Here is a 24687-nt window from a genome sequence, read left to right as displayed (position 1 = left end):
CCTCCGCGGGTTATTTTTTGCCCCTTAAGTGTATACCAGGGGCAAAGATTTCACCGGAAAGCCACCTTCAGGCGGTTTATGGTACGTCGTAACCCAGCGCGGCCTTACGGATGCGGAACCACTGCTGACGGGTCATCTGCAGCTCTTCAGCGGCCAGTGCAGAACGCACGCGTTCTATTTTGCCGGAGCCGATAATGGGCAGCGGTTTTGACGGCAGGCGCAGGATCCATGCGTAGACCACCTGTTCGATGCTCTCCGCGTTCAGTTCGCGGGCGATGGTTTCAAGCTCGTTGCGCAGCGGCTGGAATTCCTCATCATTAAACAGACGTCCGCCCCCCAGGCAGGACCACGCCATCGGGCGAATGCGCAGCTGCTGCAGCTGGTCGAGGGTACCATCCAGCAGCAGCGGCTGGTGTACCGGGGAGATCTCAACCTGGTTGGTGGCGAGGGTGAACGGCAGACGAGACTGAAGCAGCGCAAACTGTGCCGGGGTAAAGTTAGACACGCCGAAGTGACGCACTTTTCCACTCTGATGCAGGTTCAGGAAGGCTTCCGCTACCTCATCGGCATCCATCAGCGGGTCGGGGCGGTGGATTAACAGCAGGTCGATACGATCGGTCGCCAGATTGACCAGCGACTGCTCGGCGCTCTTGATGATATGCGCGCTGTCGGTGATGTAATGACCGAGGGCATGTTCAGGTTTTGCCGTGGTGGCAATCCCACACTTCGTGACGATCTCCATGCGGTCGCGCAGGGCCGGAACCAGCTTAAGCGCCTCGCCGAACGCGGCCTCGCACTGGTAGCCACCGTAAATATCCGCATGATCGACCGTGGTGATGCCTAAATCGAGGTGCTCTTCAATAAAGCTCGCCAGCTGGAGCGGGGACATATTCCAGTCCATCAGACGCCAGTAGCCCATCACAAAACGGGAGAATTCTGGCCCCTGGGGGGCAAGGGTAATTCGCTGAACCATAACATTTTCCTCAAGGACGTAATGTCATGAGTATACGCAATTACTGTGTTAAAAAAGTGAAGGTTGCTGGGGTTCTTCGGTCTCACCCGCTTTGTTTGCGCGTATTTTGCGCAGAAGACGCTGTCGGCAGAGGCGTAACACCTCCTGCTTTTGCGTGTCGCTAAAGTTTTGCCAGTTAAAACGCTCATCGCGGGTACGCATGCACCCGCGGCAATATCCACGTTCATCGACCTGACAAATACCCCGGCACGGGCTCTGGATGGGGAAAAACTCCAGCTGCTCTGCCACACTCACCTCCCGATAGCTACTCTCACCTACAGTGAAGACGTTAATCGCGCCGCGTGCAAGGCCGTATCACAGATTTGTGGCATTAAGGTTTCACTAATCTTCCCTCTCTATACTCGGCCCATCATGACAATAACGGGTTTACCGATCGATGTGGTTAATCAGAAAGTTACAATGTAACGACATTAAATTTACTCTGGGCTGTGCACTCTTTTTTACTCTGCTGAACGGGCTGTTTATCCAGCGCAGCTGGGCCATTATCGGCCCAGTGCATCTGCACGACTTCCTCTTTGCCGCCTCCGTCCCGCTGGTGCTGTTTTGCGGCTGGGTGATTGTTTTTAGCCTGCTTAATATCCCGTATCTCCGCAAGCCGCTGCTGATTGTATTGACGATCGGATGCGCCGCGGCGACCTATTTCATGTATACCTACGGCGCGGTGATCGATCAGAACATGATTGTGAACGTGTTCGAAACCAACTCTCAGGAAGCGACCGCCCTGGTGACCCCGCAGATGATTCTGTGGATTGTCATAGCCGGCCTCGTGCCTTCCGTGGTGCTGGCCTTGACCCGGATTCGTACCGGAAAATGGTGGTACGCGCTGCTGACGCGCGTTGCCGCGATGCTCGGCGCTCTGCTGGTGATTATCCTGATTGCCGCGCTGTTTTATAAAGATTACGCGTCGCTGTTCCGCAATAACAAAAGCATCGTCAAAATGGTCACCCCGGCGAACTATGTCAGCGCCGTGGTGAAGTACAGCAAGATGCGCTGGTTTGCCGGCGATCAAACGCTGGTGCGCATTGGTGAAGATGCCCATAAAGGGTCACTGATTACCGGCCAACAAAAGAAAACCGTTCTGGTGCTTGTCGTCGGCGAAGCCTCTCGCGCGGCAAACTACTCCCTGAACGGTTACGAACGCGAAACCAACCCGGAGCTGAAAAAGCAGGACGTGATTAACTTCCCGCAGGCCTCCTCGTGTGGTACCGAAACCGCGGTTTCCGTTCCGTGCATGTTCTCCGGCATGACGCGCAGCAAATACGATGCCGACCTGGCTCACCATCGCGAGGGACTGCTCGACGTGCTTAAGCATGCGGGTATCAACCTGCTGTGGCGCGACAACGACGGCGGCTGTAAAGGTGCCTGCGATCGCGTGCCACATACCGACATGACGCAGTGGCAGCTGGATCAGTTCTGCAAAGACAAATCCTGTATTGACGATGTGAACTTCTACCGTCTGGACAACGTGCTGGATGGCGTGAAGCAAGATACGGTGCTGGTTATCCACCTGATGGGGAGCCACGGCCCGGCCTACTATCGCCGTTACCCGGACAACTTCCGTAAATTCACCCCAACCTGCGACACCAATGAAATTCAGGATTGCGACCATCAGGCGCTGATCAATACCTATGACAACACTATCCTCTATACCGACAGCATGGTCAGTAAAACCATTGATGCGCTGAAAGCGCGCCAGTCGAGCATGAACACCGCGCTGATTTATCTCTCAGATCACGGTGAATCGCTGGGCGAAAGCGGTATTTATCTGCACGGCACGCCGTACATGCTGGCTCCGGAGCAGCAAACGCATATTCCGTTTATGTTCTGGCTGTCACCGGATTACGCGAAAAACTTTGGCATCAACGAACAGTGTTTGCGTGACCATGCAGCAAAAAATGCGGTTTCCCAGGACAATTTATTCTCAACCGTATTGGGTATGATGGACGTGAAATCAACGGTTTATCAACCACAGCTGGATATACTGAGCGCATGTCGTCAGTAAACTCGCTTGCATTAGACCGAACGGTCTATTAGAGTGCGGCCATGAGCAGAAATACTGAACACGATACCCGCGAACATTTACTGGCAACCGGCGAGCGACTTTGCATGCATCGCGGGTTTACCGGTATGGGGTTGAGCGAGCTATTAAAAACCGCTGAGGTACCGAAGGGGTCGTTTTATCACTACTTCCGGTCCAAAGAGGCTTTTGGCGTAGCGATGCTGGAGCGTCATTATGCTGGCTACCACCAGCGTCTGGCGACCCACTTTGCGTCGGGTGAAGGTAACTACCGGGATCGTGTTCTGAACTACTATCAGGAAACGCTGAACCAGTTCTGTCAGCAGGGCATTATCAGCGGATGCCTGACCGTTAAACTGTCTGCAGAAGTGTGCGATCTATCTGAAGATATGCGCACGGCGATGGATAAAGGTGCCCGCGGCGTTATCGCCCTGCTGGCCCAGGCGCTGGAGAAAGGCCGCGATGAAAAAACGCTGGCCTTTTCCGGCGAGCCGTTAACCCAGGCGCAGGTGTTATATGCGCTCTGGCTAGGCGCTAACCTGCAGGCAAAAATTTCGCGCAGTGCCGTGCCGCTGGAAAGCGCGCTGGCACATGTGAAAAACAGCATTACTGCGCCTGGCATTTAACAGGCGTTTTTATTTACCTAACTACTAGTCGACTGGTCTACTCAGGAGTCTTTATGTCCGCTGAAAAATTATTTACCCCACTGAAAGTGGGTGCCGTCACTGCGCCAAACCGCGTGTTTATGGCTCCGCTTACCCGCCTGCGCAGCATTGAGCCGGGCGACATCCCAACCCCACTGATGGGTGAATACTATCGTCAGCGCGCAAGCTCTGGCCTGATCATCACGGAAGCCACGCAGATTTCCGCTCAGGCTAAAGGGTATGCGGGTGCGCCGGGTCTTCACAGCCCGGAGCAGATCGCCGCATGGCAGAAAATCACCGCGGGCGTTCACGCTGAAGAGGGTCGCATTGCGGTCCAGCTGTGGCATACCGGTCGTATCTCCCACAGCAGCATTCAGCCTGGCGGCCAGGCTCCGGTCTCCGCTTCGGCCCTGAGCGCAAATACCCGTACGTCCCTGCGTGATGAAAACGGCAATGCGATCCGCGTGGATACCTCTATGCCGCGCGCGCTTGAGCTGGATGAAATTCCGGGTATCGTGAACGACTTCCGCCAGGCCGTGGCCAACGCTCGTGAAGCCGGTTTTGACCTGATTGAGCTGCACTCCGCGCACGGCTACCTGCTGCACCAGTTCCTGTCACCGTCTTCTAACCACCGCACCGACCAGTACGGCGGCAGCGTCGAAAACCGAGCTCGCCTGGTGCTGGAAGTGGTTGACGCCGTATGCCAGGAGTGGAGCTCGGATCGTATAGGGATCCGCGTCTCCCCAATCGGTTCTTTCCAGAACGTCGACAACGGTCCGAACGAAGAAGCCGATGCCCTGTATCTGATCGAAGAACTGGCTAAGCGTGGCATCGCATATCTGCACATGTCAGAGCCGGACTGGGCTGGCGGTAAGCCTTACACGGACGCTTTCCGTCAGAAAGTGCGCGAGCGTTTCCACGGGGTGATCATCGGTGCGGGGGCTTATACCCCGGAGAAAGCCGAAGACCTGATCGGCAAAGGGCTGATCGATGCCGTCGCGTTTGGCCGCGACTACATCGCCAACCCGGATCTGGTTGCCCGCCTGCAGAAAAAAGTGGCCCTGAATCCGCAGCGCCCGGAAAGCTTCTACGGCGGCGGCGCGGAAGGCTACACCGACTACCCTTCTCTGTAATCTCGCCATTGTTCATTGATAGCGGCGATACTTCGCCGCTATACTAAAACATCGTTTCTGTTCAAAAAGACAGTCTATTCCATTGGTTAATGAGGAAATTATGCGCCTACTTCACACCATGCTGCGCGTTGGCGACCTGCAACGTTCCATTGATTTCTACACTAACGTCCTGGGCATGAAGCTGCTGCGCACCAGCGAAAACCCGGAATACAAATACTCGCTGGCGTTCGTGGGTTACGGCCCGGAAACGGATGAAGCGGTGATTGAGCTGACCTACAACTGGGGCGTGGACAGCTATGAGCTGGGCACCGCCTACGGCCACATCGCGCTGGAAGTGGACAACGCGGCCGAAGCGTGTGAACGCATTCGCAGCAACGGCGGTAACGTTACGCGCGAAGCGGGTCCGGTAAAAGGTGGCACCACCGTGATTGCGTTCGTGGAAGATCCCGACGGTTACAAAATCGAACTGATTGAAGCCAAAGACGCGGGTCGCGGTCTGGGCAACTGATCCCTCAGGGCGCAACATGCGCCCGTAGTTTTACTGCATCACCCTGCAAAATTTGCCATAATGCGCTCTGCTTTTTCCCCTTGTAAGAGACCCTGATGTCCGATAACGCTCAATTTAGCGGTCTGTGCGACCGTTTTCGTGGTTTTTATCCCGTTGTCATTGATGTAGAAACAGCCGGATTTAACGCTAAAACCGATGCGCTGCTCGAAATTGCCGCCATCACGCTGAAGATGGATGAACAGGGCTGGCTTACACCGGACACCACGCTGCATTTCCATGTTGAACCTTTCGAAGGGGCAAACTTACAGCCGGAAGCGCTGGCGTTTAACGGTATCGACCCGCACAACCCGCTGCGTGGCGCAGTCAGTGAATATGATGCGCTGCACGCCATTTTTAAAATGGTGCGTAAAGGCATGAAAGAGAGTAACTGCAGCCGCGCCATTATGGTGGCCCATAACGCCACCTTCGATCACAGCTTTACCATGGCCGCCGCGGAGCGCGCCGCGCTCAAACGCAACCCCTTCCATCCTTTTGTGACCTTCGACACCGCTGCGCTGAGCGGCCTGGCTCTGGGACAAACGGTGTTATCAAAGGCCTGTATTACGGCCGGCATCCCGTTCGACGGCACGCAGGCGCACTCCGCTTTATACGACACGGAGCGCACCGCAGAGCTGTTCTGTGAGATCGTTAACCGCTGGAAGCGTCTTGGCGGCTGGCCGCTGCCGATGGGCGACAGCGAAGAATAAAAAAAAGCGACCTTATCAGGTCGCTTTTTTATTTGCGCAGAAAATTACTCTGCGTCCGGCTCTTCAGTTTTGTACTTCGCCGCCGTCTCTTTGATCAGCTGCTGCAGTTCGCCGCGCTGATACATTTCAATCAGGATATCGCAGCCGCCAACCAGCTCACCGTCTACCCACAGCTGTGGGAAAGTCGGCCAGTTAGCGTACTTAGGCAGCTCAGCGCGGATGTCCGGGTTCTGCAGGATATCAACGTAAGCAAAACGCTCACCACAGGCTGACAGCGCCTGAACCGCTTGTGCGGAGAAGCCGCAGCTTGGCAGCTTCGGAGAACCTTTCATATACAGCAGAATTGGGTTTTCAGCGATCTGGCGCTGGATTTTTTCAATAGTGGTGCTCATGTCTTGCTTCCTTTAACTTCTGTTACGGCATTCGTCTGACATTGTAGCGGTTCAGACTGGCATCGGAAAATAACATTTTTGTCACGTTTATACATTCTACCCCGAGTCACGAAAAGTTGCATTGCAAATGGTGTTTCCCCCTGCGACGGTCAGGGTTTTGCTTAGGGAGTGGGCAAATGTGCGACAGAACGATGAATTTTTTTGCACTTGCTAACGAAACAGGATTGTAGATTGAAAAATGCTATTAACTTTCTGGGTTTTTATAGATTAGAATCGACGGGCTTTGTAAATCACACGCGGGTATTATTGATGACCTGCATTTATCAGGGGACTGCCCAGTGGCGCGGATAAATAAAATCTCGATCACGCTCTGTGCTTTACTGTTTACTTCACTCACTTTCACGCCAGTGGCAAACGCCTCTCAGCAGGCGCGGCATTCTGCTGTACAAAAAAACCATCTGGTGAAAGCCACAGAACGTAAGAAAAAAACCACCGCTAAGAACGACAAGAAAAAAACACCGGCTCAGACGAAACAGACCGCTTCCAGCAAGACGAAAACAAAACCTTCCCGCACTGCCCACTCCGCTAAAAGTAAAGCTTCGCAAACCGCCGCTAACCTCGTTACTGAAAAATGCATCACGCGTAAAGGCCACAAGGCGAAATGCACGAAGGTCACGAAAATAGCGGAAGTGCATAAAGTGCGCGTACAGAAAGCGCAAAAAACCGCGATGAACAAACTGATGGGGCAGATTGGCAAACCTTATCACTGGGGTGGCAGCTCGCCGCGCACCGGGTTTGACTGCAGCGGCCTCGTCTATTACGCCTATAAAGATCTGGTCAAATTCCGCATTCCTCGTACCGCCAATGAGATGTACCACCTGCGCGATGCCTCACCGGTTGACCGCGGTGAGCTGGAAAACGGCGATCTGGTCTTCTTCCGCACCCAGGGTCGCGGCACGGCTGACCACGTCGGCGTGTATGTCGGCAACGGGAAATTCATCCAGTCTCCCCGTAGCGGCCAGGATATTCAGATCACTTCTCTCAGTGAAGACTACTGGGTACGCCACTACGTCGGCGCGCGTCGCGTGATGACGCCAAAAACCATTCGCTAACCTCTGCCCTGCCGCATCCGTGGCAGGGTAAGTTCCTCTTTTGCATACCCTTTCAATTTGCTATCCTGTCCATGTTGTCTGTGTGGTTATTGGCAACACAAAATACAATAAGGAGAGAAGCAATGTCGTTCGAATTACCTGCACTACCGTATGCAAAAGACGCCCTGGCACCGCACATTTCTGTGGAAACCCTGGAATATCATTACGGCAAGCATCACCAGACGTACGTCACCAACCTGAACAATCTGATCAAAGGCACCGATTTTGAAGGCAAAACGCTGGAAGAGATCGTCCGCAGCTCAGAGGGTGGCGTATTTAACAACGCCGCTCAGGTGTGGAACCACACCTTCTACTGGCACTGCCTGGCGCCAAATGCCGGCGGTGAACCTGTCGGTGAACTGGCTACCGCTATCAACGCCGCATTTGGCAGCTTCGCGGATTTCAAAGCGAAATTTACCGATGCAGCCATCAAGAACTTCGGTTCTGGCTGGACGTGGCTGGTTAAAGAGGCGGATGGCAAACTGGCTATCGTGTCCACCTCTAACGCGGGCACCCCGCTGACCACCAGCGCTAAGCCGCTGATGACCGTGGACGTGTGGGAACACGCTTACTACATTGACTACCGCAACGCGCGTCCGAACTACCTGGAGCACTTCTGGGCACTGGTTAACTGGGACTTTGTCGCGAAGAACTTCGCCGCGTAAGAGACACGCAGAAGGGTTCGCCCTTCTGCGTTTTTGGTTTATTCCGCAGCGCAGGCTGCTTCAGGCTGTTTACGACCCGACATCATTACCAGCAGCAGGCCGAGCGCGGCAATAATCGCCCCCATCACCGGCACAAAGCCGTATCCCAGACCACCTGAAATCACGGCCCCACCGGCCGCGGCGCCCAGGGCATTACCCAGGTTAAACGCACCGATATTCACGGAAGATGAAAGTCCCGGCGCCTCGTGCGCGACACGCATCACGCGCATCTGCAGCGGCGGCACCACGGCGAAAGTGGCGGCTCCCCAGACGACCATCGCAATCGCGGCCCCGAACTCATTACGCGCCAGCCACGGAATGGCAACCATGATGACAATCAGCAGGGTTAAGAAGCCCTTAAGCGTCCCGCTCACGGAACGGTCGGCAAATTTCCCGCCGAGATAGTTGCCGATCGAGAAGCCCACGCCAATCAGCACCAGCATCGCGGTAACGAAGAGAGGCGTTGCGTGGGTGATATCATGAAGTACCGGTGAAATATAGGTGTAGAGGGTAAACATCGCCCCTGCCCCCAGCACGGTGGTGAGCAGCGCGGAGAGCACCTGCGGACGCATCAGCACCGCCAGCTCTTTACGCACTTCCGGACGTTCTCCGGCGCTTCCTTTCGGCAGGGAGAAGAACAGCGCCACCATTGCAACCACGCCCAGCCCGGCCGTCGCCAGGAAAGACATACGCCAGCCGATCGCTTCTCCCAGCCAGGTTGCCGCAGGCACCCCGCCGATATTGGCAATCGTCAGCCCCATAAACATGGTTGCCACGGCGCTCGCCTGCTTGTGTTTTGGCACCACGCTGGCAGCCACGACCGACCCCAGCCCAAAGAACGCGCCGTGGTTAAGGCTGGTCAGAATGCGCGACAGCATCAATGTGGTGTAGTCCGGCGAAATGGCCGAAAGCACGTTGCCCAGGGTGAAAATCGCCATCAGGAAAATCAGCGCATTGCGGCGCGCGCGGTGCGAAAGAAGAAGGGTCATCAGCGGCGCCCCTACCATCACGCCGATAGCGTAGGCGCTGATTAACATCCCTGCCGCAGGGATAGAGACATCTACGCCCCGGGCAATAACAGGAAGTAACCCCATCGGGGAGAATTCAGTGGTGCCAATCCCAAAAGCGCCAATCGCCAGGGCCAGCAGGGGAAAATTGATTTTCATGCGTCAACTCCGGATGCCGTGTCATGTGGTGACACAGAACAAAGAAGCGGAAAGCATGACATCAATCACAAAAAATGAGAAGTTAACAAAATGGCAAAAGATTTTTGCCAGAGAAGTAACAATCCGGGGAGTCGGGAGGGAGAAGGCTCTCCCTCCGCGTAAATCAGTGCAGCGCAGCCGTCAGACCGGCCGCAACAATCAGAGCCAGCACAACAATGGTGGTGAACAGCGAAAACTTAAGATCGGAACTCATCATTTTTTCTCCTTTTAATCCCCACACGAAAAGTGAGCTTGCTCATTTTTGCACAGATTACGTCAAAAATCTTCCTGGATTTATACTGATAACCACTTTACCTCTTCCCCTTTTCATCAAGATAGGACAAAATTCCACGCTAAATTTATTAGCGTACCGGCCATTGACCCCCTCCTGACGTCCCGTGTCGTTTTCCCGGCGTGCCGCAATTCAAGATTGCGAGATAAGGGTGAGAGAAGGCAAACGTTTACCTTCAAGTTTTTCAGGAGCTTAGGATATGGTCTGGAGTGACATTTAATGGCAACAATTAAAGACGTAGCAAAACGCGCAAACGTTTCCACTACAACCGTATCACATGTAATTAACAAAACCCGCTTTGTGGCGGAAGAGACGCGCAACGCCGTCTGGGCAGCGATCAAAGAGCTGCACTATTCGCCAAGTGCGGTTGCGCGTAGCCTCAAGGTTAATCACACCAAGTCCATTGGATTGCTGGCGACCAGCAGTGAAGCGGCCTATTTTGCCGAGATCATTGAAGCGGTCGAAAAGAACTGCTTCCAGAAAGGCTATACCCTGATTCTGGGCAACGCGTGGAACAGCATTGAAAAACAGCGCGCCTACCTTTCGATGATGGCGCAAAAGCGCGTTGATGGCCTGCTGGTGATGTGTTCCGAGTACCCGGAATCCGTGCTGTCGATGCTGGAAGAGTATCGCCATATTCCGATGGTGGTGATGGACTGGGGCGAAGCGCGCGCGGACTTTACCGATTCCGTTATCGATAACGCCTTTGAAGGCGGCTATATGGCCGGCCGTTATCTGATCGAACGCGGTCACCGCGAGATTGGCGTGATCCCCGGTCCGCTGGAGCGCAACACCGGCGCGGGCCGTCTGGCCGGTTTTATGAAAGCGATGGAAGAAGCGTTGATCAACGTGCCGGAAAACTGGATTGTGCAGGGCGACTTTGAGCCGGAATCGGGCTACCGCGCGATGCAGCAGATCGTCTCCCAGCCGCACCGTCCGACCGCCGTGTTCTGCGGGGGCGACATCATGGCCATGGGCGCGCTCTGCGCTGCCGACGAGCTGGGCCTGCGCGTACCGCAGGATATTTCCGTGATCGGCTATGACAACGTGCGTAACGCGCGTTTCTTCACTCCGGCGCTGACCACCATTCACCAGCCGAAAGATTCGCTGGGCGAAACGGCCTTCAATATGCTGATGGACAGGATCGTCAACAAGCGCGAAGAGTCGCAGTCTATTGAAGTTCACCCGCGTCTTATCGAACGCCGTTCCGTTGCGGATGGTCCGTTCCGCGACTACCGTCGTTAATCGCTTTACGGGGCCAGCTATGCTGGCTCCCGTAACCATTCCCGGTTCAGCGTTTCGCTGTCTCCCAGATAATCCAGCAGCCAGGCCATCGCAGGCGAGACGTCATTTTGCTGCCAGGTGAGGCAGCAGGCCGCATCCGGGAACGGATTCTCCAGCGTCAGCTCAACCCACTCTCCGGTATCGATGCGCGGACGCGCGAAATGAACGGGCACCATCGCGACGCACAGCCCGGCGCTGAGGCACGTCGCCGACGATTCCCAGTCAGGGGCCACCACCCGCCGCTGGTTGTCCAGAAGCCAGGTAATACGCTTGGGCAATGAACGGGACGTATCCTCCAGCACCAGCGACGGCCAGTTGCGCAGCGTGTCATCGCTGAGCGGCCCTTCCATCGACGCCAGCGGATGATCGCTTGCCACCACGCATTTCCAGCTCAGCATCCCCATATCGCGAAAGGCGTAACGTCCCCCGACCGGGATCGCCTGCGTAGCCCCAATCGCCATCTCTGCCCTGCCGTCCGCCAGCGCATCCCAGACGCCGTTAAACACCTCCTGCGAGACCCGCAGCTCGACGTCAGAGAAATGACGGTAGAAATCGACGATCATCTGCCGGGTGCGTTCCGGCTTAACGATGTTATCCACCGCGATGGAAAGATGTCCCCGCCAGCCGTTAGCGATCTGCTGACACTGTTCGCGGGTGATCTGCATTTTTTTGATAACAGAACGCCCTTCCTTCAAAAACCACGCGCCTGCGGGCGTTAATTCCACATCACGATGCCGCCGTTCAAACAGCGGAACCGCCAGCCACTCCTCCAGCTGGCGCACCGTGTAGCTTATTGCCGAAGGGACGCGGTGCAGCTCCTGCGCCGCACCGCTGAAGCTGCCGTTACGCGCAACAGCATCGACCACTTCAAGAGAATAATCTGACCACATTTTCTGCCTGCAAATTTTTTGAATGCACCAGCCAAATATTAGCGTTTCACAAGCGGCATTGCACTCCCTACACTCAGCGCCAATGTATACCTGCCTCCTCAGGAGAATAAAATAATGCAACCCAGGAACGGTTTTTTAGTCTGGCTCGGCGGCTTAAGCGTGCTGGGCTTTTTGGCCACCGATATGTACCTGCCGGCGTTTGCCGCCATGCAGGAAGATTTACAAACGCCGGCTGCCGCCATCAGCGCCAGCCTGAGCTTATTCCTCGCCGGCTTTGCCTTCGCACAGCTGCTCTGGGGACCGCTCTCGGATCGCTTTGGTCGTAAACCGGTGCTGCTGCTGGGCCTGGCCATTTTTGCCGTGGGCTGCCTGGGAATGTTATGGGTTCGCGATGCCACCTGGCTGCTGGTGCTGCGTTTTATTCAGGCCGTGGGCGTCTGTGCCGCGGCCGTGACCTGGCAGGCGCTGGTCACCGACTATTACCCGGCTAACCGCACAAACCGTATTTTCGCTACCATCATGCCGCTGGTGGGCCTCTCACCTGCCCTCGCCCCTCTGCTGGGCAGCTGGATCCTCGCGCATTTCGACTGGCAGGCCATTTTCGCCACGCTGTTTGCCATTACCCTGGTACTGATGCTGCCGGCGTTCGCCCTCAAGCCCGCGCATAAAAAGGAAGCGCATGCAGACGCGAAGCCGATTACCTTCACTTCCCTGCTCAGCGCGAAAACGTATCGCGGGAATGTCCTGATCTATGCCGCCTGCTCGGCAAGCTTCTTCGCGTGGCTCACCGGCTCGCCGTTCATTCTGCACGATATGGGCTACAGCCCGGCAGCCATCGGCCTGAGCTATGTTCCGCAGACCATCGCGTTCCTGGTAGGCGGGTACGGCTGTCGCGCGGCGCTGCAAAAATGGGAAGGTCAGCAGATGCTGCCGTGGCTGCTGGTGCTGTATGCGCTGAGCGTCATCGGGACCTGGGCCGTTGGCTTTATTCCGGGTGCCGGTCTGGCCGAAATTTTGATCCCATTCTGCGTGATGGCCGTTGCGAACGGAGCGATTTACCCTATCGTTGTAGCCCAGGCGCTGCGTCCCTTCCCGCAGGCGACAGGCCGCGCCGCCGCGCTGCAGAACACCCTACAGCTGGGGCTGTGCTTCCTGGCAAGCCTGGTTGTATCGGCGCTGATTGCCACGCCGCTCCTGACCACCACCAGCGTGATGCTGGTGACCGTTGCGCTGGCGGTGTTGGGCTATCGCATGCAGGCCTCCGCGCAGCGTGAGCATGAAAAGAGTGCTCAGGTTGAAACGTCACATGCCTGATTGCGCCGGAAATCATGTTAATTTTCAGTGATTAGGTTGCTAAGAATTTTCTATTGAATCACCAAATTTTGAGGCCTATACTAAATTTGGTTCGATTAAATACGATAAATATTAATTGTTAACGGGAGCCGGAGTGCTCCCGTTTTACCATGGAAGGCATTTCGGCAAGGGTTATCTCCCTTCCTCTGTTCTACGTCGGATACTAGCCTCGCGGTATTTACCGTGAGATTTCTCACAAACCAAAAAAAGCGTCTACGCTGTTTTAAGGTTCTGATCACAGTAGGGTGATGGAGAAGCTATGAGTTCATCGTGTATAGAAGAAGTCAGCGTTCCGGACGATAACTGGTCCCGGATCGTCAGTGAACTGTTAGGTCGAGCAGGCATCACTATCAATGGATCATCGCCATCCGATCCTCAGGTTAAACATCCCGACTTTTTTAAACGCGTGCTGCGAGAGGGATCGTTAGGCCTGGGAGAAAGCTACATGGACGGCTGGTGGGAGTGCGAACGTCTGGATACCTTTTTCGCCAGCGTGCTGCGTGCCGGTCTTGAAAATCAACTCCCTCGCAATCTGAAAGACACCCTGCGCGTCGCCTCTGCCCGACTGTTCAATCTGCAAAGTAAAAAACGCGCGTGGATCGTAGGCAAAGAACACTACGATCTTGGCAACGACCTGTTCAGCCGTATGCTGGACCCTTTCATGCAGTACTCCTGCGCCTACTGGAAAGAGGCATCGACGCTTGAAGAGGCCCAGCAGGCCAAGCTGCGTCTGATTAGCGAGAAGCTGCAGCTCCAGCCGGGTATGCGCGTGCTGGATATCGGCTGCGGCTGGGGCGGGCTGGCGTATTTTATGGCGAAACACTATGGCGTCAGCGTCGTCGGCGTCACGATTTCAGCGGAACAGCAAAAAATGGCGCGGGAACGCTGCCAGGGCCTCGATGTGGATATCCGACTGCAGGATTACCGTGACCTGAACGAACAGTTTGACCGGATCGTTTCCGTCGGCATGTTCGAGCACGTCGGGCCGAAAAACTACGCTACCTATTTTGAGGTGGTGGATCGGAATCTGAAACCGGACGGCATCTTCCTGCTGCACACCATCGGCTCTAAGCGAACCGACAATAACGTCGACCCGTGGATCAACAAATACATCTTTCCGAATGGCTGTTTACCGTCCGTCCGCCAGATTGCCAACGCCAGTGAACCCCATTTTGTAATGGAAGACTGGCATAACTTTGGCGCGGATTACGACACCACGTTGATGGCCTGGCATGCGCGTTTTCAGGAGACCTGGCCAGAAATTGCGGACAACTATTCTGAACGATTCAGGCGGATGTTTAGCTATTATCTTAATGCCTGCGCGGGGGCGTTTCGCGCACGGGATATTCAGCTCTGGCAGGTGGTATTCAGCCGTGGGATTGAACACGGATTACGTGTCGCACGCTAAAAAATAACCCCGGATGCCCGGGGTTATTTTTTATTCTTCTTCTGCGGTGGTCTTTATTATTGCCGCTTCTTTTGCTGCCAGCACGCGTTCAACCGTATCCACCACCGCCTGGGTTTGCGGATCGATTTCAATATTCACGCGATGCCCCAGTTTTTTGGCGCCCAGCGTGGTGCGCTGCAGCGTTTCAGGAATTAAATGCACGCAAAAACGCGTTGGCGTTACTTCACCCACCGTCAGGCTAATCCCGTCAATGCCAATAAATCCTTTATAAAGGATGTATTTCATTAATGAAGGATCCTGCATTTTAAACCAGATTTGACGGTTATTTTCCGAGGTCACGATTTTTGCCACTTCAGCGGTGGTCATGATGTGACCGGACATCAGGTGGCCGCCAATCTCATCGCTGAACTTTGCCGCCCGCTCAACGTTGACGGTATCTCCCACCGCCAGCTCGCCAAGGTTGGTGATGCGCAGCGTCTCTTTCATCAAATCAAAGCTAATCTGGTTGCCGTTAATTTCGGTAACGGTCAGGCAGCAGCCGTTATGAGCAATCGACGCGCCTGTTTCAATGCCCTCAAGCATATATTCCGGCAGCTCAACAACATGAGTACGGAAATTAGGTTTTTCATCAATGGACACCACTTTGGCGGTGCCCTGCACAATACCAGTAAACATGCTTACAACTCCTGTTTTTTCCGGACGGTGGTGACACCGTTTAATCCCACCACAATAACAGTTGGAAAAAGAGGTTGCCAGCGGAGCGCATTTTCTGGCGATTTTTTCACTAGATAAATAGCTAAAGCCCGCTACAATAGCTGGCACCCCCCTGCATTTTCTTCTTGCTGCCCGTTTCGGCGGCTTTTTTAGTCTCTCAAATAACAACAAAATAAAGGTGTTCACGTGCAGAAGTACATGAATGAAGCGCGCCAGCTATTGGCACTGGCTATACCAGTGATCGTCGCGCAAGTGGCCCAGACCGCAATGGGATTTGTGGATACGGTAATGGCAGGTGGCTACAGCGCCACCGATATGGCGGCCGTTGCTATCGGCACGTCAATCTGGCTTCCGGCCATCCTGTTCGGCCACGGTCTGCTGCTCGCGCTCACGCCGGTTATCGCTCAGCTCAATGGCTCGGGTCGTCGCGAGCGCATTGCCCATCAGGTTCGTCAGGGTTTCTGGCTGGCAGGGTTTGTTTCCGTGCTGATCATGGTCGTGCTCTGGAACGCGGGCCACATCATTCGCGCTATGCATAACATTGACCCGGCACTGGCTGATAAAGCCGTGGGCTATCTGCGCGCCCTGCTCTGGGGTGCGCCCGGCTACCTCTTTTTCCAGGTGGCGCGTAACCAGTGTGAAGGCCTGGCGAAAACCAAGCCCGGGATGGTGATGGGCTTTATCGGTTTGCTGGTCAACATTCCGGTGAACTATGTCTTTATTTACGGTCATTTCGGGATGCCGGAGCTCGGCGGCGTCGGCTGCGGCGTGGCGACAGCAGCCGTTTACTGGGTGATGTTCTTCTCCATGATCGCCTTTGTAAAACGCGCCCGTTCCATGCGCGATATTCGCAACGAGAAAAAATTTAGCACGCCGGACTGGAACATCATGACGCGTCTGGTGCAGTTAGGGTTGCCGATCGCCCTCGCACTGTTCTTTGAAGTGACCCTGTTTGCCGTGGTCGCCCTGCTGGTCTCCCCGCTGGGCATCGTGAACGTGGCCGGGCACCAGATTGCGCTGAACTTCAGCTCCCTGATGTTCGTCCTGCCGATGTCGCTGGCGGCGGCGGTCACGATCCGCGTCGGCTTCCGCCTGGGCCAGGGCTCAACGCTGGATGCGCAAACGGCCGCCCGGACCGGGCTGGGCGTCGGCGTCTGCATGGCTGTCTGTACGGCGCTCTTTACCGTTGCATTACGCGAGCAGATTGCCCTGCTCTATAACGACAACCCGGAAGTGGTCACGCTGGCATCGCACCTGATGCTGCTGGCCGCGATTTACCAGATCTCTGACTCCATCCAGGTGATTGGCAGCGGCGTGCTGCGCGGATATAAAGACACGCGCTCCATCTTCTTTATCACCTTCATCGCCTACTGGGTGCTGGGTCTGCCGGCTGGCTACATCCTGGCGCTTACCGACCTGGTGGTGGATCGCATGGGTCCGGCAGGATTCTGGATGGGCTTTATCATCGGCCTGACGTCGGCGGCGATTATGATGATGATGCGAATGCGCTTCCTGCAGCGCCAGCCATCAACGGTCATTTTGCAGCGCGCGGCACGTTAACGACGCGGTAGCCGCCGCCCGGCGGCTACTTTCTCTTCACTTTGCGCGGTAATGAAGCAATCGCGTGAAATCAGAGAGAAAAATGCATTTTCCCTCTTGCCACCTCGATGCTGTGCCGCTAATATTCGTCCCCGTTGTCAGCGACAACACGTTGCGTTCATAGCTCAGTTGGTTAGAGCACCACCTTGACATGGTGGGGGTCGTTGGTTCGAGTCCAATTGAACGCACCATTCTGCGTCCGTAGCTCAGTTGGTTAGAGCACCACCTTGACATGGTGGGGGTCGGTGGTTCGAGTCCACTCGGACGCACCATTTCAGTCCTGAGATGGTGCAAATCCTCTTCTGATATCCTGAATTTTCCTAATCCCTTATTTTCATCATTATTCTCCTGCTACGCTTTTCTTATGGAAAAAAAACAGGAAGACCGTCGATGAAGAAAATCGCGATTATCGGCTCCGGCCCCACAGGGATTTATACTTTTTATCATCTCCTTAAAAACAGTAAGCCGCTCTCCGTTTCCGTTTTCGAACAGGCCGATGAAGCTGGCGTGGGTATGCCCTATAACGACGACGATAACTCCCGGCTGATGCTGGCGAACATTGCGAGCATTGAAATCCCGCCCATTTTTATGACCTACCTCGACTGGCTGAAGGATCAAAGCGAAGCTCATCTGGCGCGCTTTAAGGTCGATAAAACCCGCCTGCATGACCGGCAGTTCCTGCCCCGGCTTCTGCTGGGCGAGTATTTTCGCGACAGCTTTCGTTCAATCGTGAAAGAGGCCAGAAAGCTGGGGTTTCAGGTTGATGTCCATGAATCCGCCCGGGTCACCGATATCGAGCCTACGAAAGAAGGGGTCACGCTTTCCGTCAACGACAGCGCTTTTCCTGAACGCTTCGACCTTGCGGTTATCGCCACCGGCCACGTCTGGCCAGACGAGGACGAATCCACGCGAACGTTCTTCCCAAGCCCCTGGTCCGGTCTGATGGATGCCAGTATTCCTCCCTGCCGCGTCGGTATCATGGGGACATCGTTAAGCGGTCTCGACGCGGCCATGGCGGTAGTGATGCAGCACGGTGAATTTCGTGATGATGAATTCGTGCTGGATAAAGGCAGCGACGCGTTGAAGATTGTCCTGATGTCCCGGACGGGCATTCTGCCGGAAGCCGATTTTTACTGCCCTATTCCTTATGAACCGCTGTCGGTATTGACCGAAGACGCGGCTGAAAGCGAGATTGCCAAAGGATCGGATGGCCTGCTCGACCGCATTTTTACCCTGATGGTGAAAGAGCTTCAGCTCGCTGACCCGACGTGGTGTGAGAAAATATCGCTGCATAAGCAGAAAGCGGACAGCATTCGTGAGGCCTGGTTTGAGGATCGTAAACGGCACGGCCCCTTTACCTGGGCCGAAGAAAATCTCAACGAGGTGGAGCGAAACAAACGCGAACGGCGCACCGTAGCCTGGCGCTATACCGTGCTTCGGCTGCATGAGGTTGTTCAGGAGATTGTTCCCCACCTCAGCGAACGGGACAGAGAGCGCTTTAAGCAAGGCCTGGCCCGCGTATTTATCGACAACTATGCGGCCATTCCTCCGCAGTCTATCCGCAGGCTGCTCGCGCTTCGCGAAGCCGGCATCATCAGCGTGGCGACGCTCGGTGACGATTACGCGCTGGATATTGGCAGCGATCGAACGGTAATCACCACACAAGAGACCGTTTACCGTTTCGACGTGTTTATTGATGCGCGCGGGCAGAAGCCGCTCAAAACGAAAGATCTGCCCTTCCCGACGCTGCGCAAACAGCTGGAAGCCACGGGTGAAGAGATACCGGACGTCGGTGAGGATTACACCTTAAAAGCGCCTGACGCCGTTCGCGGGCGCATTGCCTTCGGCGCGATACCGTGGCTGATGCACGATCGTCCCTTCGTTCAGGGGCTGGCGGAGTGTGCAGAGATTGCGGAAGCAATGGCGAAGGCGGCGGAAAAACCCGCGTCGCGATCGCGGCGCAGATTACCGTATATCGAGAACTGACCGGGCTTCCATGCCCTGCTGTCGCGGATTACTCGAAGAAGACTTCCGGGTTTTCAGACAGCGAAACGAAGGTTTTCGTCTCTTTATCCAGGGCAAGAATTTTGCCGCTTTCAATGTCGTACACCCAGCCGTGCAGTCGGATGGAGTTATTACGCAGGCCCACCGCGACGGACGGGTGGGTCTTAATGTTGCTCAGCTGCGCAAACACGTTCTCCTGCACCATCGCATTGACTTTATCGATCGGCTTATCCCAGGTTTTCTTCTCTACCACGGCTTTCGCCGCGTCAGAATAGCGCAGCCAGTGTGACACAGCAGGCATCGGTTCCAGGTTCGCGTTATCGGCAATCGCCTTCATCGCGCCACAGTTGGAGTGACCGCAAATCACGATATCCGTGACGCCCAGCGCCACCACGGCGTATTCGATAGTGGCGGACACGCCGCCAGGCTCCGGCCCGAATGGCGGCACGATGTTGCCAGCATTACGAATGACAAAGAGTTGTCCTGGCTCTTGCTGGGTGACCAGTTCCGGGACCAGACGGCTGTCGGAGCATGAGATGAACAGCGCTTTGGGATTCTGGCTGGACGCTAAACTGCGGAAGAGTTCTTTACGTTGCGGGAAAATCTCTTTTTGAAAGCTGAGAAAACCTTCAATGATATGTTGCATAGCAATGTCTCTTTTATCTGTTTTAGTTTAGGCATGATCGAGATCACACTCGTTAAAGTTTACCCATCGTGGTTTACTTCAGACAAGCAATATATTTCTGGCCCGACCGCTGCACAATCTCGTCCGCACTGGCCTCGATGTTCTGCCCTTCGAACGCGCCGTAAAGACGTTCAAAAGTTTTGCCTTCGAGATGATTCACCACCGACGCCACGGTGCGGGCCGGCAGCGGAAGATAATTCGGGTAGCTCCACATAAACGAGACGGCGTCTTTACCCGGCGTGACCTGCAGAATATCGCCCGCCAGCAATACCCCATCCCCCTCCTGCCAGTGCAGCACCGTTCCACCGGCAAAATGCCCGCCCAGACGCAGCAGGGTGACCGACGGGAAAATCTCCAGCGCGTCCCCCTCCCAGAAATGAATGGCCGGGCTGTCGCGCATGACCCACTCTCTGTCGCTGGCGTGCAGGTACACCGACGCATCAAACGCCGCAGCCCACTCCTGCACCGTGGTGTAATAGTGCGGATGTGAAATAGCAATCGCGCTGATGCCGCCGAGGGCGGTAATGAGCGTTTTGGTTGCGGGGTCGAGGTTGGCGATGCAGTCCCAGAGGATATTGCCGTGGGGCGTTTGCAGGAGCAGCGCCCGCTGGTTTATCGCAAACGCGGGCACCGTTTTGATCCCAAACAGCCGCGGCTCCAGCTGCTGCCATTTGTTGCTATGCGTGGCGGTGACGGTGTCGAAATCGGTCCATGCCTGACCCGTGGCGGGCACGTACTGGCGTTCATCCTCGCAAATTGGGCATATTTCCGGCTGCGTATCGTAGGCGGTTCCACAGGTTTTACAGAGTGTAATCATGTGCTCTCCTCAGCGATAAAGCACTGAGTATGGCAGGGATTATCCTTATGTGCTGCGAGGTACATTGCTGGCTTTTTTTGCCCTATACTGTGCCAGTATCAAAAACTGAACAGAGCAGGTGCCACATGGAAATTGATCTCGATAACTTAGTCTTTAACGGTCTGGATGAAGCCGAAGAGCGTAATGCCGAACGTCTGGACGATGCAGACAAAAAAGCGCAGGCGATTGTCGCCGACGACGACTGCGGCGACGCCTGCAAGATCTAATAAAAAAGCACCGGGAAACCGGTGCTTTTTTATTTCACTCGTTATACGTCACGCACACCTCGTTCCAGTACGTTTCGCGCGTGCGGCGCAGTTCAGCGTGACGTTTTATCATGGAACCACTCCGGGTCAATGTTGGCAACGTCGACGCCATACAGGCTGGCGACAGGCAGGATTGACTCAAGAACACGTTGCGCGCTGTTCTCCGCATTCACTGGTCGGGTCGCAAAAAACCGCCGTAACGTGCTGATCCATTTTTTCATCATCTTACCCTCTCTCGCCGTGTCTGAGCTCAGTTAAGCACTCAAATGCCGCGCGGGGGAAATACCAAAATCCACTGTCGATGTGCAGGATCTGCAAATAGCATCCCGTTCTTTTCACTCTTCATTAACACGTTGTTCACTAATGCTTTTTTGCTCATAGCAAAGAACGATTTCTTATTTGGCGATAGCTTTCGCTTATGGGAGCGTAGCGGGGTAAAACAAAAACAACGGGATGGCGAATGACTATGGCAGCAAATATGAAAGGGTTTACCAAAGGGACACTGGTTCTGGGATTACTGGCGGCGGGGAGCCTGCTTTCAGCGCAGGCACAGGCCGATCAGCTGGCGGATATTAAGGCCGCAGGGGTGGTGAAAGTGGCCACGTTTGACGCCAACCCGCCGTTTGGCTCTATTGATGCCAAAACGCACGAGATCGTGGGTTATGACGTGGACTTCGCCAAAGCGCTGGCAAAATCGCTCGGCGTGAAGCTTGAACTGGTTGCCACCAATCCGGCTAACCGTATTCCGCTGCTGCAGTCCGGAAAAGCCGATCTGATCGTGGCGGATATTACTATCACTCCGGAACGCGCACAGGTGATTGATTTCTCAACGCCTTACTTTGTCACCGGTCAGCAGTTCCTGGTGCCGGCTAAATCACCGGACAAGCTTGATGACTACAGCCGGGCGCGTATTGGCGCGGTCAAAGGAACGACGGGCGAGCAGGCGCTGCACCAGCGTTTCCCGCAGTCACGCGTGCTCTCGTATGACGATATTCCGCTGGCGCTGACGGCGCTGCGCAACGGTAACGTACAGGCCATCACCCAGGACAGCACCATTCTGGCCGGTCTGCTGGCGCAGGCGCCGGATAAAGCGAACTTTAAAATCCTGCCCCATCTGCTCAGCAAAGAAGAGATTGGCGTTGGGGTGAAGAAAGGTGAAACGGCGCTGCTGAAGGCCGTTAACGACGAGCTGATTAATCTCGAGAAGAACGGTCAGGCAGCAAAAATCTACGATGTCTGGTTTGGCCCAAACACGCCTTCCCCACAGCCTCGCGCCTTTAAAATAGAAGCCAGATAATTATGCTCTCAGGTTTATTTTCACACTCCGCGGCCGGTGCCGCGGATTTTTCACATCTGGAACAGGCCAGCGTCGAGTTTCGTCATGTGGACAAACGCTACGGTGACCATCAGGTTTTAAACGACATTAACCTCACCATCACGCCCGGTGAAGTGGTCGCCATCCTCGGCCCTTCGGGTTCCGGTAAATCCACCCTGATTCGTCTTATCAACCAGCTTGAAACCCTAAGCGGCGGAGAGATTCTGGTCGACAACAAGCCTACCGCAAAGCTCTCCGGTACCGGGCTGCGCCAGCTGCGCAGCCGCGTGGGGTTTGTGTTCCAGCAGTTCAATCTTTACGCCCACCTCACCGCCAGCCAGAACATTACCCTGGCGCTGGAGCACGTTCACGGCTGGAAGCCGCAGCCAGCTCAGGAGCGCGCGCTGGCCCTGCTGGAGAAGGTCGGGATGCTGGAAAAAGCCCACCATTTCCCGGCAGAGCTTTCCGGTGGACAGCAGCAGCGCGTCGCGATTGCCCGCGCCCTGGCCTCTTCACCGCAAATCATTCTGTTCGATGAACCCACCTCCGCGCTGGATCCGGAGATGATTGGTGAAGTGCTGTACGTGATGAAAGCCCTCGCCCACAGCGGGATCACGATGATCGTGGTGACCCACGAGATGCAGTTTGCCCGGGAAATTGCCGACCGGATTGTCTTTATCGACGGCGGGCAAATTCTGGAAACGGCGCCGCCGGCGCAGTTTTTCAGCCAGCCGTCGCATCCGCGCGCGCAGCGGTTCCTGCAGAAGGTGCTCAACCCGCTGCATCAGGAGCATCTGTAATGCCCGCGCTCGACTGGCAGGGGGTACTGACCGGACAGCCTCTGCAGTGGATACTCTCCGGATTCCTCACCACCCTGTGGGTCACGCTTGCCGGGATGCTGCTGGCCAGCCTGCTCGCACTGCTTTTTATGCTCCTGCGCCTTTCCGGCGGACGCCCCGGGAACGCGGTCGTCAGCAGCTGGGTGTCGCTGTTTCGCAATACGCCGCTGCTGGTACAGCTACTGTTCTGGTATTTTGCCGCCTGGAACGGGCTACCGCAGGCGTTCCGCGACGCGGTGAACGCGGATCACAGCTGGTCAATTCTACCCGGTAACGTCTGGTGGTTTACGCCCGAATTTTTATGTTCTGCCTGGGGGTTGGGCGTCTTTACCTCGGCGTTTCTAATCGAAGAGGTGGAATCGGGGTTACGTTCCGTGCCTGCCGGACAGCGGGAGGCGGCGCTCGCGCAGGGATTCTCCGCGTGGCGTCTGTTTCGTTACATCCTTCTGCCGCAGGGGCTGGCCAACGCCTGGCAGCCGGTTGTGGGCCAGTACCTTAATCTGATGAAGCTCTCCTCGCTCGCGAGCGGGATTGGCTTTGCCGAGCTGACCTATCAGGTCAGGCAGATCGAGAGCTATAACGCGCACGCGCTGGAGGCGTTTACCCTCGGTACCGCACTCTATCTGCTGACCGGCCTGGTCATGGGGCTGGTGCTGGTTCGCATCGGGCCTGACGCGAAACGTAAACGCCCAGGCGTCGCCACCACAGGGAGTGAAAAACATGATTGCCGGACTTAACGTCATCACCGATAACCTCGACTATCTGCTGTGGGGACGCGCGGCGACGGGTGAACCGGGGGGCGTATTGCTGTCGTTGATGATGGCGGCCGGGGCCGCCGTCATCGCCCTGCCCGGTGGGATAGTGCTCGCGTGTTTGGCCTGGCGCTTTACCGGGCTCGTGCGAAAGGCCCTCTTTTTATGGGCAGAGCTGATCCGCGGCATCCCGCTCATCTTCGTGATTTTCTGGATGTGGTATCTCCTGCCGCTTATGACCGGGGGCGATCTGCCGGGAGCGCTGACCGTCACGCTGGCCCTGGCCTGGTTTACCGCGGCAACGGTGATGCACTCGGTGCTGGCCGGGCTTAACGCGCTACCGTCAGGACAATATGAGGCCGCACTGTCACAGGGATTCAGCACGCAGCAAACCCTCCTGCGCGTGCTGCTGCCGCAGGCGCTGAGGAATATTCTGCCGTCGCTGGTGGGGATTTTTATCAGCCTGCTGAAGGATACGTCGCTGGCGTTTATCGTGAACGTACCGGAACTGACCACGGTGGCGGGACAGGTCAACAACCGGGTGCAAATCTACCCGGCGGCCATTTTTATCTTTACGGGCGTGGTCTACTACCTGCTCTGCTGCTCGCTCGAACAGCTTGCGAAACGCTGGCGCATTACCCGGCCAGCGCTTTAACCACCGTTTCCATCGCTTCGGTTGTCAGTTCACTGCGCTTAACGCGCTGGTTCGCCAGCGCGGTACGCAGGACTCCGGCAATGACAATATGCTTTGGCTCCTGCCCTAAATCACGCATCTCGAGCACCACCTTCCCGACCACCCGGCACATCTCCTGATACAGCGCTTCATCTTTGGTCACGTTACCCATCGTCATCACTCCATTGCCTTTTAAACGTTGAGCTTAAATGATTCTCCTGCCG

At 55.7% G+C, this 24687-nt stretch carries 28 protein-coding genes and 2 tRNA genes; 19 read left to right on the top strand and 11 right to left on the bottom strand.

The features are described from left to right. Nucleotides 1–76 precede the first annotated feature (76 nt). Together SPH27_RS00360 and SPH27_RS00355 are read right to left on the bottom strand one after the other, a co-directional pair. Entirely contained in the window at nt 77–973 is an 897-nt protein-coding gene (locus SPH27_RS00360; RefSeq protein WP_032657749.1) for an aldo/keto reductase, read from the bottom strand. Between the two features lie 48 nt (nt 974–1021). Continuing rightward, entirely contained in the window at nt 1022–1261 is a 240-nt protein-coding gene (locus SPH27_RS00355) for a DUF1289 domain-containing protein (RefSeq protein WP_008500587.1), read from the bottom strand. A gap of 148 nt (nt 1262–1409) precedes the next feature. Between SPH27_RS00355 and eptA the strand changes: the two genes are divergently transcribed. The 5 genes from eptA to rnt all read left to right on the top strand — a co-directional run bounded on the left by eptA (nt 1410) and on the right by rnt (nt 6081). After that, nucleotides 1410–3035 (top strand): phosphoethanolamine transferase EptA, encoded by a 1626-nt coding sequence (eptA, locus tag SPH27_RS00350; protein WP_064672350.1) that lies wholly within the window; start codon nt 1410–1412, stop codon nt 3033–3035. A gap of 41 nt (nt 3036–3076) precedes the next feature. Then, entirely contained in the window at nt 3077–3676 is a 600-nt protein-coding gene (locus SPH27_RS00345; protein WP_029739798.1) for a TetR/AcrR family transcriptional regulator, read from the top strand. 53 nt (nt 3677–3729) lie between these two features. Continuing rightward, nucleotides 3730–4827 carry an alkene reductase gene (locus SPH27_RS00340; protein WP_096150085.1) on the top strand — a complete coding sequence of 366 codons (1098 nt, stop codon included), beginning with the start codon at nt 3730–3732 and terminating at the stop codon, nt 4825–4827. A 100-nt stretch (nt 4828–4927) separates the two neighbouring features. Then, nucleotides 4928–5335, top strand: a complete 408-nt coding sequence (gene gloA, locus SPH27_RS00335) for a lactoylglutathione lyase (RefSeq protein WP_013096923.1) — start codon at nt 4928–4930, stop codon at nt 5333–5335. Between the two features lie 95 nt (nt 5336–5430). After that, nucleotides 5431–6081 (top strand): ribonuclease T, encoded by a 651-nt coding sequence (rnt, locus tag SPH27_RS00330; protein ID WP_023311355.1) that lies wholly within the window; start codon nt 5431–5433, stop codon nt 6079–6081. Nucleotides 6082–6125: 44 nt separating this feature from the next. Here the strand turns inward: rnt and grxD are convergent, their stop codons facing one another. Continuing rightward, nucleotides 6126–6473, bottom strand: coding sequence for a monothiol glutaredoxin 4 (gene grxD / locus SPH27_RS00325; RefSeq protein WP_003832760.1), 348 nt, complete (start codon nt 6471–6473; stop codon nt 6126–6128). Nucleotides 6474–6811: 338 nt separating this feature from the next. On the opposite strand from grxD, the gene SPH27_RS00320 reads away from it, so the two are divergent. Beyond that, entirely contained in the window at nt 6812–7585 is a 774-nt protein-coding gene (locus SPH27_RS00320) for a C40 family peptidase (RefSeq protein WP_023311354.1), read from the top strand. Nucleotides 7586–7707: 122 nt separating this feature from the next. Further along, nucleotides 7708–8289, top strand: coding sequence for a superoxide dismutase [Fe] (sodB, locus tag SPH27_RS00315; RefSeq protein ID WP_182071184.1), 582 nt, complete (start codon nt 7708–7710; stop codon nt 8287–8289). Nucleotides 8290–8327: 38 nt separating this feature from the next. Here the strand turns inward: sodB and SPH27_RS00310 are convergent, their stop codons facing one another. Then, nucleotides 8328–9494 carry an MFS transporter gene (locus tag SPH27_RS00310; RefSeq protein ID WP_096150082.1) on the bottom strand — a complete coding sequence of 389 codons (1167 nt, stop codon included), beginning with the start codon at nt 9492–9494 and terminating at the stop codon, nt 8328–8330. A 163-nt stretch (nt 9495–9657) separates the two neighbouring features. Continuing rightward, entirely contained in the window at nt 9658–9747 is a 90-nt protein-coding gene (locus SPH27_RS00305) for a YnhF family membrane protein (protein WP_014883553.1), read from the bottom strand. 297 nt (nt 9748–10044) lie between these two features. Here SPH27_RS00305 and purR point away from each other — a divergent pair, with 297 nt between their 5' ends. Further along, nucleotides 10045–11070, top strand: coding sequence for an HTH-type transcriptional repressor PurR (gene purR / locus SPH27_RS00300; protein WP_023335431.1), 1026 nt, complete (start codon nt 10045–10047; stop codon nt 11068–11070). Between the two features lie 17 nt (nt 11071–11087). Here the strand turns inward: purR and punR are convergent, their stop codons facing one another. After that, entirely contained in the window at nt 11088–11999 is a 912-nt protein-coding gene (punR, locus tag SPH27_RS00295; protein ID WP_064672347.1) for a DNA-binding transcriptional activator PunR, read from the bottom strand. Between the two features lie 114 nt (nt 12000–12113). Between punR and punC the strand changes: the two genes are divergently transcribed. Further along, nucleotides 12114–13313 (top strand): purine nucleoside transporter PunC, encoded by a 1200-nt coding sequence (gene punC / locus SPH27_RS00290; RefSeq protein ID WP_182071183.1) that lies wholly within the window; start codon nt 12114–12116, stop codon nt 13311–13313. A gap of 298 nt (nt 13314–13611) precedes the next feature. Beyond that, nucleotides 13612–14760, top strand: a complete 1149-nt coding sequence (gene cfa / locus SPH27_RS00285; protein WP_023335428.1) for a cyclopropane fatty acyl phospholipid synthase — start codon at nt 13612–13614, stop codon at nt 14758–14760. Nucleotides 14761–14790: 30 nt separating this feature from the next. Here cfa and SPH27_RS00280 read toward each other — a convergent pair whose 3' ends face one another. After that, on the bottom strand, nt 14791–15435 hold the full coding sequence (locus tag SPH27_RS00280; protein ID WP_048977446.1) for a riboflavin synthase subunit alpha: 645 nt from the start codon (nt 15433–15435) through the stop codon (nt 14791–14793). A gap of 225 nt (nt 15436–15660) precedes the next feature. Between SPH27_RS00280 and mdtK the strand changes: the two genes are divergently transcribed. The 4 genes from mdtK to SPH27_RS00260 all read left to right on the top strand — a co-directional run bounded on the left by mdtK (nt 15661) and on the right by SPH27_RS00260 (nt 19059). Next, complete coding sequence (mdtK, locus tag SPH27_RS00275; RefSeq protein WP_096150078.1) at nt 15661–17034, top strand: MdtK family multidrug efflux MATE transporter; 1374 nt, start codon at nt 15661–15663, stop codon at nt 17032–17034. Nucleotides 17035–17187: 153 nt separating this feature from the next. After that, nucleotides 17188–17264 (top strand) — tRNA-Val (locus SPH27_RS00270). A 4-nt stretch (nt 17265–17268) separates the two neighbouring features. Beyond that, a tRNA-Val gene (locus tag SPH27_RS00265) sits at nt 17269–17345 on the top strand. 118 nt (nt 17346–17463) lie between these two features. Next, a complete protein-coding gene (locus tag SPH27_RS00260) occupies nt 17464–19059 on the top strand; it encodes an FAD-NAD(P)-binding protein (RefSeq protein WP_182071182.1) in 1596 nt (531 codons plus the stop codon). A gap of 28 nt (nt 19060–19087) precedes the next feature. Here the strand turns inward: SPH27_RS00260 and SPH27_RS00255 are convergent, their stop codons facing one another. Next, the gene (locus SPH27_RS00255; protein ID WP_023335425.1) at nt 19088–19723 is read right to left on the bottom strand and encodes a carbonic anhydrase; all 636 of its coding nucleotides are present in this window, start codon (nt 19721–19723) and stop codon (nt 19088–19090) included. 73 nt (nt 19724–19796) lie between these two features. Then, nucleotides 19797–20579 (bottom strand): MBL fold metallo-hydrolase, encoded by a 783-nt coding sequence (locus SPH27_RS00250; RefSeq protein WP_182071181.1) that lies wholly within the window; start codon nt 20577–20579, stop codon nt 19797–19799. Between the two features lie 125 nt (nt 20580–20704). On the opposite strand from SPH27_RS00250, the gene SPH27_RS00245 reads away from it, so the two are divergent. Further along, complete coding sequence (locus SPH27_RS00245) at nt 20705–20845, top strand: hypothetical protein (protein ID WP_003857665.1); 141 nt, start codon at nt 20705–20707, stop codon at nt 20843–20845. A 92-nt stretch (nt 20846–20937) separates the two neighbouring features. On the opposite strand, the gene SPH27_RS00240 is transcribed toward SPH27_RS00245, so the two are convergent. Beyond that, on the bottom strand, nt 20938–21108 hold the full coding sequence (locus tag SPH27_RS00240; RefSeq protein ID WP_157843316.1) for a hypothetical protein: 171 nt from the start codon (nt 21106–21108) through the stop codon (nt 20938–20940). A 242-nt stretch (nt 21109–21350) separates the two neighbouring features. On the opposite strand from SPH27_RS00240, the gene SPH27_RS00235 reads away from it, so the two are divergent. Genes SPH27_RS00235 through SPH27_RS00220 form a run of 4 tightly spaced genes read left to right on the top strand, consistent with a single transcriptional unit; the run spans nt 21351 to nt 24445 of the window. Continuing rightward, on the top strand, nt 21351–22181 hold the full coding sequence (locus tag SPH27_RS00235; protein WP_182071286.1) for an ABC transporter substrate-binding protein: 831 nt from the start codon (nt 21351–21353) through the stop codon (nt 22179–22181). Between the two features lie 2 nt (nt 22182–22183). Then, a complete protein-coding gene (locus tag SPH27_RS00230; protein ID WP_039262344.1) occupies nt 22184–22999 on the top strand; it encodes an amino acid ABC transporter ATP-binding protein in 816 nt (271 codons plus the stop codon). After that, on the top strand, nt 22999–23775 hold the full coding sequence (locus SPH27_RS00225; protein WP_182071180.1) for an amino acid ABC transporter permease: 777 nt from the start codon (nt 22999–23001) through the stop codon (nt 23773–23775). Before SPH27_RS00230 ends, SPH27_RS00225 begins: the two co-directional genes overlap by 1 nt. Continuing rightward, on the top strand, nt 23759–24445 hold the full coding sequence (locus tag SPH27_RS00220) for an amino acid ABC transporter permease (RefSeq protein ID WP_032657777.1): 687 nt from the start codon (nt 23759–23761) through the stop codon (nt 24443–24445). Before SPH27_RS00225 ends, SPH27_RS00220 begins: the two co-directional genes overlap by 17 nt. Here the strand turns inward: SPH27_RS00220 and fumD are convergent. After that, nucleotides 24426–24635 (bottom strand): fumarate hydratase FumD, encoded by a 210-nt coding sequence (gene fumD / locus SPH27_RS00215; RefSeq protein ID WP_008500615.1) that lies wholly within the window; start codon nt 24633–24635, stop codon nt 24426–24428. The genes SPH27_RS00220 and fumD overlap by 20 nt on opposite strands. Nucleotides 24636–24687: the final 52 nt, after the last annotated feature.

Origin of the sequence: Enterobacter sp. A103 (assembly GCF_034427535.1) — a bacterium.
Lineage (GTDB): Bacteria > Pseudomonadota > Gammaproteobacteria > Enterobacterales > Enterobacteriaceae > Enterobacter > Enterobacter asburiae_B.
This window is presented reverse-complemented; position numbering and strand designations above follow the sequence as displayed.